General features: G+C 47.5%; 14 protein-coding genes and 1 pseudogene. All 15 read right to left on the bottom strand.

Going from position 1 to position 14,672, the window contains the following annotated elements; translation table 11 throughout:
* Window positions 1-11: 11 nt before the first annotated feature.
* Window positions 12-1,142 carry a non-hydrolyzing UDP-N-acetylglucosamine 2-epimerase gene (gene wecB, locus ACHZCX_RS12015; RefSeq protein WP_319587467.1) on the bottom strand — a complete coding sequence of 377 codons (1,131 nt, stop codon included), beginning with the start codon at window positions 1,140-1,142 and terminating at the stop codon, window positions 12-14.
* Window positions 1,135-2,145: a polysaccharide biosynthesis protein gene (locus ACHZCX_RS12010; RefSeq protein ID WP_319587466.1), complete on the bottom strand. Its 1,011-nt coding sequence runs from the start codon at window positions 2,143-2,145 to the stop codon at window positions 1,135-1,137. Before ACHZCX_RS12010 ends, wecB begins: the two co-directional genes overlap by 8 nt.
* A 13-nt stretch (window positions 2,146-2,158) precedes the next feature.
* The gene (locus ACHZCX_RS12005; RefSeq protein WP_319587465.1) at window positions 2,159-3,013 is read right to left on the bottom strand and encodes an SDR family oxidoreductase; all 855 of its coding nucleotides are present in this window, start codon (window positions 3,011-3,013) and stop codon (window positions 2,159-2,161) included.
* On the bottom strand, window positions 3,010-4,239 hold the full coding sequence (locus ACHZCX_RS12000) for a glycosyltransferase family 4 protein (protein WP_319587464.1): 1,230 nt from the start codon (window positions 4,237-4,239) through the stop codon (window positions 3,010-3,012). Before ACHZCX_RS12000 ends, ACHZCX_RS12005 begins: the two co-directional genes overlap by 4 nt.
* Before the next feature lie 164 nt (window positions 4,240-4,403).
* The gene (locus tag ACHZCX_RS11995; protein WP_319587463.1) at window positions 4,404-5,486 is read right to left on the bottom strand and encodes a glycosyltransferase; all 1,083 of its coding nucleotides are present in this window, start codon (window positions 5,484-5,486) and stop codon (window positions 4,404-4,406) included.
* A gap of 39 nt (window positions 5,487-5,525) precedes the next feature.
* On the bottom strand, window positions 5,526-6,464 hold the full coding sequence (locus tag ACHZCX_RS11990; protein ID WP_319587462.1) for a glycosyltransferase family 2 protein: 939 nt from the start codon (window positions 6,462-6,464) through the stop codon (window positions 5,526-5,528).
* Window positions 6,400-7,326 carry an NAD-dependent epimerase/dehydratase family protein gene (locus ACHZCX_RS11985; RefSeq protein ID WP_319587461.1) on the bottom strand — a complete coding sequence of 309 codons (927 nt, stop codon included), beginning with the start codon at window positions 7,324-7,326 and terminating at the stop codon, window positions 6,400-6,402. Before ACHZCX_RS11985 ends, ACHZCX_RS11990 begins: the two co-directional genes overlap by 65 nt.
* A gap of 40 nt (window positions 7,327-7,366) precedes the next feature.
* Window positions 7,367-8,062 carry an SGNH/GDSL hydrolase family protein gene (locus ACHZCX_RS11980; protein ID WP_319587460.1) on the bottom strand — a complete coding sequence of 232 codons (696 nt, stop codon included), beginning with the start codon at window positions 8,060-8,062 and terminating at the stop codon, window positions 7,367-7,369.
* Window positions 8,062-9,912, bottom strand: coding sequence for an asparagine synthase (glutamine-hydrolyzing) (gene asnB / locus ACHZCX_RS11975; RefSeq protein WP_319587459.1), 1,851 nt, complete (start codon window positions 9,910-9,912; stop codon window positions 8,062-8,064). The genes ACHZCX_RS11980 and asnB overlap by 1 nt, the downstream gene beginning before the upstream one ends.
* Before the next feature lie 2 nt (window positions 9,913-9,914).
* Entirely contained in the window at window positions 9,915-11,144 is a 1,230-nt protein-coding gene (locus tag ACHZCX_RS11970) for a glycosyltransferase (RefSeq protein ID WP_319587458.1), read from the bottom strand.
* Between the two features lie 54 nt (window positions 11,145-11,198).
* Window positions 11,199-11,489 (bottom strand): hypothetical protein, encoded by a 291-nt coding sequence (locus ACHZCX_RS11965; RefSeq protein ID WP_319587457.1) that lies wholly within the window; start codon window positions 11,487-11,489, stop codon window positions 11,199-11,201.
* A pseudogene (locus tag ACHZCX_RS11960) lies at window positions 11,432-11,827 on the bottom strand (class I SAM-dependent methyltransferase); the annotation flags it as partial. The gene ACHZCX_RS11965 and the pseudogene ACHZCX_RS11960, both read right to left, overlap by 58 nt.
* Window positions 11,828-11,839: 12 nt before the next feature.
* Window positions 11,840-12,043: a hypothetical protein gene (locus ACHZCX_RS11955; protein WP_319587456.1), complete on the bottom strand. Its 204-nt coding sequence runs from the start codon at window positions 12,041-12,043 to the stop codon at window positions 11,840-11,842.
* An 18-nt stretch (window positions 12,044-12,061) separates the two neighbouring features.
* Complete coding sequence (locus ACHZCX_RS11950; protein WP_319587455.1) at window positions 12,062-13,222, bottom strand: glycosyltransferase family 1 protein; 1,161 nt, start codon at window positions 13,220-13,222, stop codon at window positions 12,062-12,064.
* Complete coding sequence (locus ACHZCX_RS11945) at window positions 13,219-14,484, bottom strand: glycosyltransferase family 2 protein (protein ID WP_319587454.1); 1,266 nt, start codon at window positions 14,482-14,484, stop codon at window positions 13,219-13,221. The genes ACHZCX_RS11950 and ACHZCX_RS11945 overlap by 4 nt, the downstream gene beginning before the upstream one ends.
* Window positions 14,485-14,672 lie beyond the last annotated feature (188 nt).

Here is a 14,672-nt window from a genome sequence, read left to right as displayed (position 1 = left end):
AGCGCTCGTTTTTAAACCGGTTTTGACCAGACTGTGCGGTTTACATAATCTACATAGCTCAATACTATTCGCAACAGTTGCTTTGACACTAGTCCTGCCTCATAATCTGCAACTGGCCGCGCGACTCGGTGATTTTTGTCATGTTGAGCAGTCACCACCCGAACTGCATCGAGGACACGGTCTTTTTTCAGACCACTCATAATCAGTGTGCCAACATCCATTCCCTCGGGGCGTTCATGCGCGTTGCGGATGGTGATAGCAGGCAGATTTAGCAAGGAACTTTCCTCGGTGATGGTGCCACTGTCAGAAATCACGCACAGCGCTTCCATTTGCAGTTTGACGTAGTCACAAAAACCAAATGGTTTGAGAAATTGGATGTGCCGATTAAGCTGCCCGAGTTCCATAGCATCCAGGCGCTTTTTAGTGCGTGGATGCGTTGAAACAATAACGGGTATATCATATTTTTCAGCCAAGACATTCAATGTCTCAATCATGTCCTGCAGGTTTTGCGGTGTATCGACATTCTCCTCGCGATGCGCACTGACAATGAAGTATTGCCCACTCTTCATTTTCATGCGCTGCAATACATCTGAGGCCTGTATCTTTGGCATATAAAAATCTAATACTTCCCGCATATGTGAGCCTGTCTTGATAATAGTCTCCGGACGAATACCTTCGGCTATCAGGTAACGGCGCGCATGTTCAGTAAGCACCAAATTAATGTCGCTTAAGTGATCGAGAACCTTGCGATTCAACTCCTCCGGCACCCGTTGGTCAAAGCAGCGGTTTCCGGCCTCCATATGAAAAACTGGAATTTTGCGGCGTTTGGCTGCTATCACCGCCAAGCAGGAATTGGTGTCCCCATACAGCATCACCGCATCTGGATTTTCTAACTGCATTACGGCATCAGCTTTTTCAATTACACGCGCAATCGTCTGTGCTGCATTTTCACCAACCGCCTCTAAAAAATGATCTGGCTTGCGAATACCCAAATCTTCAAAAAACAACTGGTTCAGTTCGTAATCATAGTTTTGTCCGGTGTGTACAAGAACATGCTGGGTGTGCTGGTCGAATTCAACGATCACCCGGCTCATTTTGATGAGTTCTGGCCGGGTACCCACAATGGTCATGACTTTAAGCATGCAGTTCTCCCTCAATGAAATCCAGTTTCGAGAGCATTTTTTTCACCTGCTCAACATTCAAGCGTTCGGTGTTGTGTGAGGTGTAATCATCAAGGTGTGAAATCGTCACTTTACCCTCACTAAAAAACTGCGCATAATTCAGGTCCCGATTATCCGCTGGAATTCGGTAATAATCGCCCATATCTTGGGCCTTCGCCATCTCTTCACGTGAAATGAGCGTTTCATATAATTTTTCACCGTGACGAGTGCCGATTACATGGAGAGGATTCGATTTCGCAAATATTTCCCTCAGCGCTTGCGCCAGATCAGCAACGGTAGAAGCCGGGGCCTTCTGTACAAAGATGTCGCCCTGCTTGCCATTTTCAAAAGCATAAAGCACCAGATCGACAGAATCTTCCAGCGACATCAAAAAACGCGTCATGTTTGGATCAGTAATCGTGAGTGGCTTGTCTTCTTTGAGTTGCGACACAAAAAGAGGAATGACTGATCCGCGCGAAGCCATGACGTTGCCATATCGAGTGGCACACAACACGGTCTCTCCCTCATTCTGCATGCGTGCCTTGGCAACCATAAATTTTTCCATCATCGCCTTCGATATCCCCATCGCATTAATGGGATACACCGCTTTATCTGTGCTCAACATCACAACACGCGAAACAGTACGGGCAATAGCGGCCTCCATCACGTTCTCAGAGCCCAACACATTAGTTCGGACAGCCTCGAGCGGATAAAACTCGCATGATGGGACCTGCTTCAAGGCCGCCGCATGGAACACATAATCCACGCCCTTCATTGCCTGAAAGATGCTGTTGTAATCGCGGACATCACCGATGTAAAACTTCAGCTTCGAATTGTTCAATGCGATCCGCATTTCTTCCTGCTTTTTTTCATCTCGGCTGAATATACGTATCTCACGGACTTCCGTCGACAGGAAGCGCCTGAGCACGGTATTCCCAAAGGAACCCGTACCACCGGTGATCATCAATATTTTATCTTTAAACATGTCTAATCCAGAGCTATTTATAATCGTGCATTAATTTGATCAATTCGGGCCACTCGGGAGCAGTGTAACCCGTCGCCGCCTGAAAACGTTTGGCGTCAAGCGAACGATCAATCACGACCGTGTCGTTAGGAACGATGTCGATGAGTTTCTCATATACATCGGCGATTAACTGCAACAGTTCGTACTTAGCGATCGGTTTCGCAGCCACATGGTACACCCCGGACAATTCCAAATGCGGAATGACAACATCACGGACGACTCGGGCAAATTCCATGGTCGGAAGTCCAGAGAAAACGGCGCGAGTATAACCGCTACAACTGCCCTCTTGGGACAGGAACCAATCCAGCAACCCATATTTGCTCTGCAGTTCATGGCCGATGGTCGAGGTGCGCAAGGTGACGGCATGAGGATAATTCACTTCGCCCAGGGCTTTGGATTTTCCGTAAACATCGCGCGCATCGGCGAAATCATCTTCAGTGTAATTGCCTTTTTTGCCGGAGAAAACACAATCTGTGCTAACATGGATTAAACGTGCCCCAACTAGTTTGCAGAGTTTTGCAAGACGGTGCGGCATCAGGGAGTTGATCGGAACAGAGAATAGCGGGTCTCCAGCTTCCGGTTTGTGTTTAGTCAACCCCGCGCAATTGACAACCACATTCGGCAGAATCTGATCAAGGACTTTTACAAGGGAATCCAAGTGGTCGACATCAATGCCTTCAACCAGACGCTGGCCGATGAATGCGGGGAAAAAACGCCTCGCACTTCCATCACGAACGCTGCCGAAAACTTCCCAGTCGCTTTTCTCACTCAAAACACGCAGCACCGTGCTGCCTATCATGCCGCTTGCGCCGATGACTAATATTTTCACTCTGTATACTTGCTCGTCTGCGATACTGCCTGCAAATGTTTGATTAACTCATCGACCAACTTATCATGGTCAAAGTGTTCTTGATAATAACGTCGTCCATTTTTACCCATTTCATCACGTTCTTTGGCAGAGAGCCGATATAGACGTAAGATCGTATCGGCCAAAGCCTTGCCATCTTCCGCTGGGGTAGCCATCCCGGCTCCAGACTCAACAACCAAGCGGGCTCCTTCTCCATTCAAGCAAGCAATAAGAGGTCTTCCTGCCGCCAAATAAGCCTGAATTTTGTTGGGCACGGTCGCCGCGAAGATCGGTCGATTCGCAAGTGTAACCAACAATGCCGAAGCTTTCTGCATAAAGGCAGGCATCGTCTCCACCGGAAAACGTCCTGGAAGATGCAGGTTGGTCAAACTTTGTTGTTGTGCCGCTTCGAGCATTTCCTCACGACAACTACCATCTCCTAGAACAACAAAATGAATGCCTGTGTGCTCTCTCAGCAATATAGCGGCTTCAACGATAACATTCACGGCTTGCGCCGCACCGATGTTGCCTGCAAACATCACTGAAAATTCCGCATCCAGGCCTGGAACCGCCGGAGGCTCACTGCGAGAAGGGAGAGCAAAAGAGTTGTCAACGGAATTCGGATAATAAACGATGGGCGTGTTCGAGGCTAAAGTTCGCACTGGCGTCTCAAAGCCCCGCGACTGCACCAAGAGGAGGTCCACATGACGATAAATGAAGCGTACCACTTGTCGCACCAGGCCGATCGCACATTGATTGCGGATATAGCCTGTAGCGGAAAGACTCTCCGGCCACAAGTCCTGTACCCACAACACTACTGGACACCTCTTGATTTTTCCTAAAAAAAGCGACGGGATAGCCTGTAGAATTGGGGATGGCGCATACACAAAGATCACATCGAATTCTTTATTCTTCAAACTCAATGGCGCAATTATTAATCCTGACAGAACAAAGGAAAGGTAGTTAGCAGCCAATGAGAAAGGGTTTTTACCCCTTGCCAGCATCGGGATGCGGTTAATGTGCACCCCCTGATATACCTCCTGTTGGCATCCCCATGATCTGTATCCCGAAAACTTCTCACCTACGGGATAATTGGGTTTGCCCGTCAGGACCTCAACCTCGACCCCCTTTCCCAACAAAGTCTTAGCGACGTCATTAATACTAAAATTTTCTGGCCAAAAATATTGACTAATTATTAGTGCACGCATTCATACCCAGACGGAAAATCATCCAAATTATGACTCGTTACGCCCAAAGAGTATTCGTCCCGCTTGTTCAAATATCGGGGGTCTTAGGCCATATAATTCATAATTGACTGATTTCGGTTCAGTGGCCCATTCTTAAACGATCAGTAACACTACTTTCCATTACATCACAACCGTCTTCTAGGATCCACAATAAGCTTGATAAAAGCGCTAGCATCCAATAGTGGCAATGCTTGCTCAGTTTGCCCCAGAAAGCGCTTAACTGCCCTGGCAATAGATGTCTCTGATTGCGGGTCGAAGGTCTGTTCTGGGTCGAGGACATCACGCACAAAATCCAATTCCGATGCTAATACGGGTAGGCCTGCATGTCGTGCCTCAATCAACGGCAAACCGAGAGATTCAAAGGTTGAAGGATAGATCAAAGCTCCTACTTTTGCATAAAGCATATTAATATCATTGTGAGATAATTCACCCGCATTCGTCACTTTTAATTTGTACAGTTGACGTATAGTGCTTAATTCCCGGCATAATGGAGCAAAACGAGCTTCATTTAAGGTCAGGCAGAGTGATGGAAACAATCCCTCTTCAGCTAATAGGCGCCAAGCTTCGATGAGTCGCTGATGGTTTTTATGCGGTTCTCCGGAAGCCACATACAAAAAGTCGTAATCGATTTTTTTTTGTACTTTCTTCGGCACGCTACGCGCATAGTCCTTTACCTCCGCCATAAAAGGAAAGATATGTATCTGCGCCTTGCCCGCAGTTACTGTCTCCAGCAATGTTTTCATCGTCGGCGTTTGGACGACAAACTCGTCGGCATGTTCCTTCCTTTGGGAGAACCAAAATCGCTCCGCAGCAAGCCTCAGTCGAGCCTTCAGTGGAAATCCACTCAGCTTAATATTGTCAACCAGGTAGCGATTCTGCACAAATACAACCGTATGCCCACTCAACTTGAATAAAGGGGGGAGATTGCCGAAGCACAAGACCGTATCTTCAGTTCCGGTATGCTCGGCGAGCCATTTTTCGGCCTTTATCCGCTGAAGGATTGTCGGGGAAATTCTATGTATTTGCGTGCTTTCAGGTATGCCACGGGGCAAAGGCATGCGGATGTCTAATATCAAGACAGCCGACCCAGAACGGGGTAAGGACTCAATAATCGACAAGAGCAAGGCTTGCCCACCACCCTGATGAATGTTTGTCGCATGGACGAATAGCCTTTGGAGCTTTTCGCCGGTCAATCCAGGTGTGTTCATCTGGCAGTATTTATTTATTCATGATTTTTTAATGCGAGGTTAGTTCGAACGATTTGTTTTGGTCCAGTATGGTGGTAATCTTTTAAGGTGTCGGCCAAAATCAAGAAATTTTCTCGTCGTGCTCTCACCAATCGTATGCCATAGCAGTAAACGCAGATAAACTCTGAACATTGCACGATGCCAAAAAAAACTGGGAAAATATAGACCATGCATTTTTTGAGCGCGCCTGATTTCACGCATCGTCACGATGGTGTTTGAGGGATTACTGCTGAGCCCGCCTTGACGCATCGCTGTGACAATGATGTCTGGTATAAATATCGCCTCGCCTGTCTTTAACTCTCGGAGCATTAGTTCGTAATCGGCAGCGATTCGGAATGATTCGTCAAATTTCCCTTTTTGCACGAACAAACTGCGGCGGTGCATTACTCCTTGATGAGGCAAACATAAACCTTGCATGAAACGAACTTTGAAATTACCCCAAGGTTCGCCGGTTGGATAAAGACTTTTTCCGTCAGTGCCAACCAGCATAACTTGCCCATAAGCCAATCGTACATCAGAGGGAACACTTTGAAGGGCTCTCTGCATACGCTCTAACACTTGGGTATCCCAGAAATAATCATCTGCACCAAGAAAACATATCCATTCGCCCTTGGCCTGCGCCAAGCCCTTGTTCCATGCGTTGTAAACGCCATTATCGGGTTCGGAAATCCAATAGCTGATCTGCTCGCTATTTTCTTTTAACAGATCGATTGTGCCGTCTTGGGATACTCCGTCAATAATGATCAGCTCCTTGTATGGAAAACTTTGATGAGTGACACTGTCAATACATTGTTGCAACGTAGCCGCCCCATTAAAAACGGCAACAATCACGGTTAGTAATGGTGGCTTCATTTCGACTGCGGAAGCACAGCTTTCATACCAAACCATGCTCTTGTCTAAACCAGGAGACATAACGCGCCAGACCAGATTGCCAAGCAATTTGAGGACTCCAGCCCCAAGCCGTAGCCTGCCGCATGTCAGCATGATAATGAAGCGGGTCACCGGGGCGTTGAGTACCGCAAAATGTTGGAAGATCAGAACGACCCATTAATCGAAAGAGTTCAGTCAACACAACTCTTATGCTCACAGGAGTCCCTGTGCCACCGTTCAACACTGGACAGCAGGCGGAAGCATGATAAGCAGATTGAACCAGCAGGTCCGCAGCATCAGCAACATGCAACCAATCCCTAGTTTCCTCACCAGTGCCAAAAAAAGCGGTTTCGTTGGTTAAAATTCGTTGGCAAGCATCCCAAAGTAATTGTTTGCGGAATCCTTCACCGTAAATAGAGAACAAACGGATTACGACAGCCTTCAGGCCGAATAAACGGGCATGATCCATTATCAACTCTTCAGCAATTTTTTTATGAGCACCATAAGGTGATGTCGGCCGAAGAGGGATGCTTTCGCGCATAGGGAAACTTTCGGCGATACCATAAACCGCTGCACTGGAAGGATAGACCAGTACAGCCTCCGGACAATCGACCCTGAAAAATTCCAGAACGGCAGCCGTGGTTGCCACGGTTCGCAGAAAATCAGTATGTGGTGCAATTATCGAAGCCCCGACATCGCCGCTACCAGCACAGTGAACAATGAGCGTAGGGCGTATATCAAGATTCCGCAAGGAAGCTAATGACACATCAGTTTCGTGCCAGGAGTTTATACCCCATTTTAATTGATCCCCAGCGTCCCATTTGCCGTGACCAATGCCGACTACTTCCCAGTTACGGGCTGCAAGGGTTGATGCGATATACCGGCCAATGGTACCGTGAGTCCCTGTGACTAGTGCTATTTTTTTTTGCATCAGGTATGCCTTATATTCAGTCCTAGGTGCCGCTGAGGTCTCATTTTTCAAACCCTGAGTCGGAGTTACAATGACTTGGCAATCCGTACTGTAATTCCTTGGAGAAAATTTTGTAGGCATCGCTGGTTAGGTGAACACCGTCAACAGTAAAATGGCCTTTTTTCTTTAAGTTACCAATGGCTTTGTCAGCTTCGATGACTCTAATGCTCTTCGATTTTGCAACTTGTCGAATCGTTTTATTGAACTGCTCAATTAAACCAGGATCAAAATATTTAGTGCCAAGAGGCATGTCGTCCTCAACGGGCAAAATCGTTGAAACAGCAACCGATCGACTCAATTGTAGAGCAATATCGACAAGTTCTGTGTAATCATCTTTCCATTTATCGATATAGGTTGGTTGAATATCTTTGCGGACAGTGTCATTGACACCGATTGCCACAACAACGCCGATTATTTTGGAGCGGTCGGCAGTTTTATTTAAATTATGGAGAAGGGTAATGACAGCCTGCACCCCCCCGCCCCCCAAGCCGGCATTCAGCGTTCTACAATTTCCAAGAGAACCGCCAATCCATGATTCAATAATGCTATCACCGATTATCAAGACAGCTTTTTCATCCATTTGGGCCAAATGGCTAGAAATTATAAAGTTCCGGACAGTAATATGGTCAGCGGACCATACGGTTTTACAAAAAAACGGTGCAACTAACGTGACGAGAAGAATGAAAAAACGTCCCATTAAGCTAGCGCCTTCACCGTAGCAATTAATTCTTCCGATGGTTGCCCTTCAAGGTGCAACCTCACCCAACATTCAAGAAGCACCAGCTTGTAAAGAAAAGATAATCCAAACACGGATAGATCGCCACGAGCTCGGCCGGGATCGATCAAACCCTGTCGTACTAAGGCCCCATCTGCAATCAATGGGGCATAACGCTTGACGATACCATTCATCCAGTCGAGTACAGGCGGTGTGAACCCTTGTTTTTTCCGAGTCAGCACATCGGCAGGCAATGCATTCCGCAGCGATTCGACCAGCAACCACTTATGCGGCTTGTTCCAATCCACCAAACCATCATTGCGCATGCCTGTAACCCGGTCTACCAAATTAGTATCGAGCAAAGGTAACCTTACTTCTACCGAATGGGCCATACTCATGCGATCTACTAACGAAAGACAATTGGAGCGCAGCCATGTTCTATTCAACAGATTTGAAACCGCTAGATGCATGGGTAGCGACAGGTCAAGGCTCGCTTGATCCAACCAAAAACCAGCAGGCAATTTATTTTGAGCCTCGAGTGGCATCAGGGCGCGTGACCAAGTGTCACCATTACGTAACTCATCGTGGACTCCAAAAAAATCAGGGGTCTGATTTGTTACTTTACCAAACAAACGATGCCACCAGGATTGTTTTCCACTTTTACTTTCTAGCAAAACCTCGTTTCGGGTCACAGCTTCGCGCACCCACTCATAACCCCAAAAAAATTCGTCACCACCCATCCCGGAGAGCAACACCGGGTAACCTGCCTTTCTTGCAGCCTGACAAACCGAGTAATAACCAAAGGCCGCGATGTCGCCAATTGGAGTGTCCATTGCAGCGATAAGTTGAGGGAAGCTTTCAATGACGTCCTCGGTCGCAAGCTCTACCTCGGTAAAACCAATCCCTAATTCTGTGGCTAAGGTAGCTGCAAAACTGCGTTCGTCCGTGTCTGGTCGACCTTTATAGCCGATCGTGAATGCATGTAGCTGCCCTGGATAATGACGTGAGGTAAGCGCCGCCACGAGGCTGGAGTCGATACCACCTGAAAGTGCTACTGCAACGGGAACATCGGCACTTCCCATCAGGCGGCAAGCTTCATCCAGAATTTCTTCAGTGACCGCGATCGGTCGGGAAGGATCTTCATGAACCTGAGCCAGATCCCAATAGGGGGATGGGGCGATATCGATCGCACCCGGTTTTAGTTCCAGGTAATGTCCCGCAGGCACAACAGCCACTCCCGCAAGCGGGGCGAGAGGTTCAGGCACGTATTGAAAGGTCAGGAAGAGGTTGAAAGCTTCTGCGGTCAGGCTTGGAGGATTTATCATTGCAGCCCTTAGGCTGCGCAACTCGCTGGAAAACCATAAGCGCCCCATTTCATCGCGATGCAGATAAAGCGGCTTCTCGCCCATTCGATCCCGAGCCAACAAAAGTTTGTTGTTGTTGCTGTCCCATAATGCAAAAGCAAACATTCCTCGCAATTTGGTCAGACAATCAACGCCATATTCTTCATAGGCATGAACAATTGTTTCCACATCACTATGCGAAGAAAAATGATGCCCCAGCGCTTCAAGATCTGCCCGCAAGACTCGGTGGTTGTATATTTCGCCATTACAAACAATGGCGATATCTCTCGCTTCATTGAAAAGTGGCTGCTTCCCGCCAGCCAGATCGATAATGGAAAGGCGTCGCATGGCCAGTATCACATGATTGGTGGCAAAAATGCCTTCTGAATCCGGACCACGATGTTCCAATAGTTGATTCATCAGTCGCACGCGGCCCGATTCGTGGGTACCAATTTCGTGGAGAGAAAGAACGCCTGCGATTCCACACATAATCAAGAACCTCTCTTTTTGTGGCTAGGGCCAGCAGTACAGGCAGAGCTGGCAACCGCTTCATGCACAATGCGCATAAACGCGGTTGCTGATTCCTTTCGCCTTGTGGATGTCTGGCTAAAAGCAACCTTCTCGGAAGCTATATCAGGTCCTGAAGGTAAGCCCGGCCAAAGCTGTGCAAGACAATCAGCAAGATCTGAAGGATTTGATGCACGAAAAAATGTTGTGCCTGCTACACCGTCTAATTGTTCGCGATGGACTGCAATATTAGATGCCACGATCGGCCGCCCTAAAGCTTTGGCATCCTCAATGACGGTGCTCCAGCCTTCAAAAAGTGACGGTTGGAGCACCGCTGCTGCGCAACGAAAGATTTGCATCTGGTTATCCCTAGGGATAACTCCGAGTAGATATACTTGCTGGGTTAAATCGTGTTCTTCAAGATACGCTTTTACAGTATTGAAATACTCTGGAGCACGATAGTCTCCCTGATATCCAGTGCATACTAGGGGGATGCAGATTCCTTTTTCGTTAAGCAGTTTCAAGGCATTAAATGCGGTCAAGTGGTCTTTGTGCTTCCAGAATTGGTTCGGAATGTAGACGAACTTCTCTGGTAATCGATATCGAGCGAGTACAGTCCTGAAATTTGCTGGGTCAAAATTAGGGAGGCTGCTACAGAAAGACCAAACACGTGGTTTGACACGCGCATTTGGATAACGCGAGACAAAATCCTTAAGTGCAGTCTGACTTGAAAGAAGGAGTATCCCGTTCGCACTTGCGATGTCTGCGAAAGACCGGCTCCGCTGAGCCAATGCGCCCTCGGTGAATAAATGTGGTAGATAAAAATGCTGGAAATCAGGGATCCAATACAGTTCGCGACGCGGAATCAAATTAATCTCAAGAGCGGGGAACCAAAGATCGTAAGTGCCGCTATCACTCGACGAAATTTTGAGCCAGTGCATCATTCGTAAGATACTTCCACCAAACTCACGATCAAGCCTTTTAATGATTCGCCATAACAACCCTCCCCCCGCATTGACCGCACGAACTATTTCCATCGAGCGTAGGCGGTCAAGGAACGGTGTATCAGGGTTTGATAGGATCGAAAGGTGAATAATAGGTTGGTCTGATGCTGCGAGCGTCGCCAAGGTGGATAACAGATTTTCAATATAAATAGCTCCGCCCAGCCAGCGTTCATCCTCAGCAACTTCAATGCAAATCTTTGGCTGCTTCATTTGTGGTTCTTCGTTTTGTGTCCACCTTTCTGTACCAGGTCACTATTGGTTGAGTTACTTAGCAAACAATCTACCAATGATTGCTTTTAGGGTTGATGCAGATCCATATCGCCTCAAGATTAACTGCAATCTATCTGCAATTATTGTTAGGTTAATACCAGCTTTCCGCGCTATGAACACATGTGTTACTGCGAGTAATTCTTCACATGAATAACCTTTTTGAGTGAGTTTTTTTTCAATTAATGGATCCAGGAAACTCGCTGGAAGGCTGTCAAAATTGTTACGAATCACGTTGAACGGTTTAAGTTGAGAACAACTCTCAGCATAGCGTCTAGCTGGGGCCATATTGAAAAACTCTTGATTAAGCATATAATTGATATGATGTCGTATTCCTGATCATCCGTTGGAACAATGCCTTCCTTCTCGCAAAGCTCACAAATTGCTTCCCTATCTAGTAACAGGTGAATCCATGGATAGCGCGGTTGAAAAAGTTCCGGCTTGTGATGCCCATATGGCGAATTCCACAGCGGTGCCGCGACGCTATAAAGAACCCCCCCCGGTTTGGTTACACGCGCCATTTCAGAGAAGCCCTTTCCAATGTCAGGAACGTGCACCATCGTCGCAAAACAAAATACCATATCAAACGAATTGTTGGGGAGGTCCATAGCTTCGGCAGAGGATTGTAGGTATCGAACTTAAGGATGAGAAAAATCACGCCCTATACCATCGACGACATCTACACCTAAAACTTCACGTGCTCCTAGTTCAACCAGGTTTCGGCAATCTCCCCCTGTATTGCAGCCTACAACCAAGACTTTGGCTTTCTGGATAGGCACATAGGAAGCTGCCCATTGCGCATGCATTTTGTTGTAGTCTGGTATTTCTTGCCCTTTTGTCATTGGTTGTTCCGGTTTTGATTAGAATTTAGGTTTGTTAGAGATATCCAGTGCCATATTAGCAATTTCGCAAAACACATGTGCGGAGTTCAAGGTACGAGTTTCCATATCCTGTCGCGCTTCACTTTCTGCTCTGACGTCGGTTCCAGGTCGTAGTGTTCCCCATTGGCAGGCAAGTATCTCGGCCAATTGCTCATCTGATTCAGGGTTGAAATAGCTACAATGCGGCGGATTTTGTTCCCTGTGCACAGGAATATCGGACAGGAAAATCGGCCGTCCAGTCGCGCGCACATCTTCCACCACGGTACTCCATCCTTCAAACAGTGAGGGTTGAATGACCGCAGCGGCATGGCGGAGCACTTCGATTTGATCATTTCGCTCTATCAAGCCCAGTAAATGCACTTGGCCGGTCAGGTCTTTTTCTTGAATGAATTGCTGTAAATTGGAGAAATGTGTTTCGTTGCGCCGGTCCGACTGCGCACCGGTACAAACAATGGGGATCTCTATTCCACGCTCGTGGCGTAAACGCGCTAGTGCCTTAAAAACAGTGATATGGTTTTTGTGCGCCCAGAATTGGTTCGGTAAATAGAGATATTTTTCTGGCAAGCCATATTGCCCAATTGCAGCATATGATGCCGACTTCGTGGTATCTAATAAGGAGCAAAAATGCCAGACCCGTGGGGTAGCAAGGTGCCCTGGGTAAAATCGACAGAAATCTTTTGCCGCTACTTCGCTACTTAGAATTACCACCCCCGATTTATCTGCAATTTCTTTGATGGAGCAATCCCGAATCGTGACCTCCTCTTCCGAAAAGAGATGTGGCAGATATCGATGCTGAAAGTCAGGAATCCAGCGCATCGTCACTGCTCCTGGTACCTGAGCACCAAAGCCAGGGTAGATTATATCAATTGGTGCTGCTACTTTTTGGGTCCAACCCAAGCGTCGTGAAATTCTCCCCAACAAATTATTAGAAGCTGAATTAAAAATCGGTAAATGGCCCCATTCGTCAATAAAGTCCGATACAACGTTCGGTGCGCCAATCAGTTGCACCAAGGGGCGTTCGTTTTCCAGTAGGCGGGAGAGACAAATTGCCAAATTTCTCACATAGAGGGTGCCGCCCATCCAGGCTGGATCGTCGATCAACTCAATACCAATCGTGATTTGCCCTGACGACTTTTTCATGCTTCAGTCTTATTCAGCAAGTCTCTGCGCCATGCCAAGGTGTTGGTTAATTTGCGGAAAGGGTTCCATGCAGACAAAAAAAGCCGTTTGAGTTTCGATGAGTTATGCTTGTCTGAGAAATTCAGTGTCTCAAATGCATACCAACCTTCCGTACACAGCGATCGTAATATGCCTTGCGCGAGAAGTTCATTAACAATCAACCCATATTGCGCGAGATCTGTGCGACGAAAAGGACCCGGTGCCGCCACAAAATACAGCGGCCAGCGAATCAAACCCGGAAAATTTTGCGGATGGCAAAGGACACTGATGCCTTGATCGCGAATGGAGTGCGAAAAAAGTAAAAACGCGCTGCGTTGCCCTTTAATGGCAGCCAGTAACCAATACATCGGCAGGAAAAAAGGCCTCAATGGTGTGCGCAGGGTGAAATCCGCTATCACTCTTCGGATCAAGCGACGGCGAATGCGTGCACGATACTGTTCAGGGGCATGACGCCCAACGAATTTCCAGTGGTCAACCACATTGCTCATTGAGCGTCGTGAAAAAATTTCACACCAGATTGAATGAAATCCTAATTTCCCCTTTGTAGGCACAATGCCTGTTTCTTCGATGTGAGCAAGTATGCGGGTTTCGTAACAAACCCCTAGATGAAACCCGTGTTGTTTTAGGCGATAAAAAAATTCATAGTCTGCTAAATAATGGGGAAACATGGATGAATCCACATTGCCAGCCCTGCGAATCATCCGCAGTGGCACCAGACTACCTCGTCCAGGCAGGACGTCAACGTCGTCACAAAAACGCTCATCAATGGCTACGCTGCTCTTGACGGGGAATGAGTAGGTTGCCCAATCGATATATTCGCCCGCATCCAAAACATGTGTTGCATCTCGGCTATCAACCACCAGTGCCCCGACCGCTGCATCATGAGTTTTCGCAGCTAGCATCAATTTTTCAACATAGTCGGGAGGAATCTGTGTGTCGTTATTCATCATCAAGACACAGTCTTCCGCACCCTGGCTCTCATTCAGGGCACAGTTTATACCCATCTCCATGGAACCTGCCCACCACAACTCCGATGCGGAAGTAAGTACTATTACATCTGGATGCTCGGTGCGAATGGTTTCGACAGTGCCATCTGTGGAACCGCCATCCGCTACGATGATCCTAATCGGCTGGTAGCTCTGAGCCTTGAGATGCTGGATGCAATCGCGCGTGAAATGTAAGCGGTTGAAGACCGGGATGACAGCAAAAACAGTGAAGCCCACTTTATTTCGTCCTATTATGCGGGTTATGCGAGCCTGGTGGCTTCGACAATGGCAATAACGTTCACGCCCCTCTCCCCCCATTAGGGTTGAGTTTTCGCGCTGATACTGCATCTGAAGAAAAATCTTTACCGGTTTTGAAGCATCGTAAGCTCCCCTGAATGACAGACAGGTCAAAAGTAGAGTGCTTC

This window comes from uncultured Desulfobulbus sp. (genome assembly GCF_963662935.2).
Taxonomy (GTDB): domain Bacteria; phylum Desulfobacterota; class Desulfobulbia; order Desulfobulbales; family Desulfobulbaceae; genus Desulfobulbus.
Note: the sequence above shows the minus strand (reverse complement) of the source record. Positions and strands in the feature narration are given on the sequence as shown.

What these genes read in the sequence shown, in the direction of transcription:
- wecB (WP_319587467.1), bottom strand. Translation starts at nt 1,142, where the DNA reads ATGCTTAAAGTCATGACCATTGTGGGTACCCGGCCAGAACTCATCAAA.
- ACHZCX_RS12010 (WP_319587466.1), bottom strand. Translation starts at nt 2,145, where the DNA reads ATGTTTAAAGATAAAATATTGATGATCACCGGTGGTACGGGTTCCTTT.
- ACHZCX_RS12000 (WP_319587464.1), bottom strand. Translation starts at nt 4,239, where the DNA reads ATGCGTGCACTAATAATTAGTCAATATTTTTGGCCAGAAAATTTTAGT.
- ACHZCX_RS11995 (WP_319587463.1), bottom strand. Translation starts at nt 5,486, where the DNA reads ATGAACACACCTGGATTGACCGGCGAAAAGCTCCAAAGGCTATTCGTC.
- ACHZCX_RS11985 (WP_319587461.1), bottom strand. Translation starts at nt 7,326, where the DNA reads ATGCAAAAAAAAATAGCACTAGTCACAGGGACTCACGGTACCATTGGC.
- ACHZCX_RS11980 (WP_319587460.1), bottom strand. Translation starts at nt 8,062, where the DNA reads ATGGGACGTTTTTTCATTCTTCTCGTCACGTTAGTTGCACCGTTTTTT.
- asnB (WP_319587459.1), bottom strand. Translation starts at nt 9,912, where the DNA reads ATGTGTGGAATCGCAGGCGTTCTTTCTCTCCACGAAATTGGTACCCAC.
- ACHZCX_RS11970 (WP_319587458.1), bottom strand. Translation starts at nt 11,144, where the DNA reads ATGAAGCAGCCAAAGATTTGCATTGAAGTTGCTGAGGATGAACGCTGG.
- ACHZCX_RS11965 (WP_319587457.1), bottom strand. Translation starts at nt 11,489, where the DNA reads ATGGCCCCAGCTAGACGCTATGCTGAGAGTTGTTCTCAACTTAAACCG.
- ACHZCX_RS11955 (WP_319587456.1), bottom strand. Translation starts at nt 12,043, where the DNA reads ATGACAAAAGGGCAAGAAATACCAGACTACAACAAAATGCATGCGCAA.
- ACHZCX_RS11950 (WP_319587455.1), bottom strand. Translation starts at nt 13,222, where the DNA reads ATGAAAAAGTCGTCAGGGCAAATCACGATTGGTATTGAGTTGATCGAC.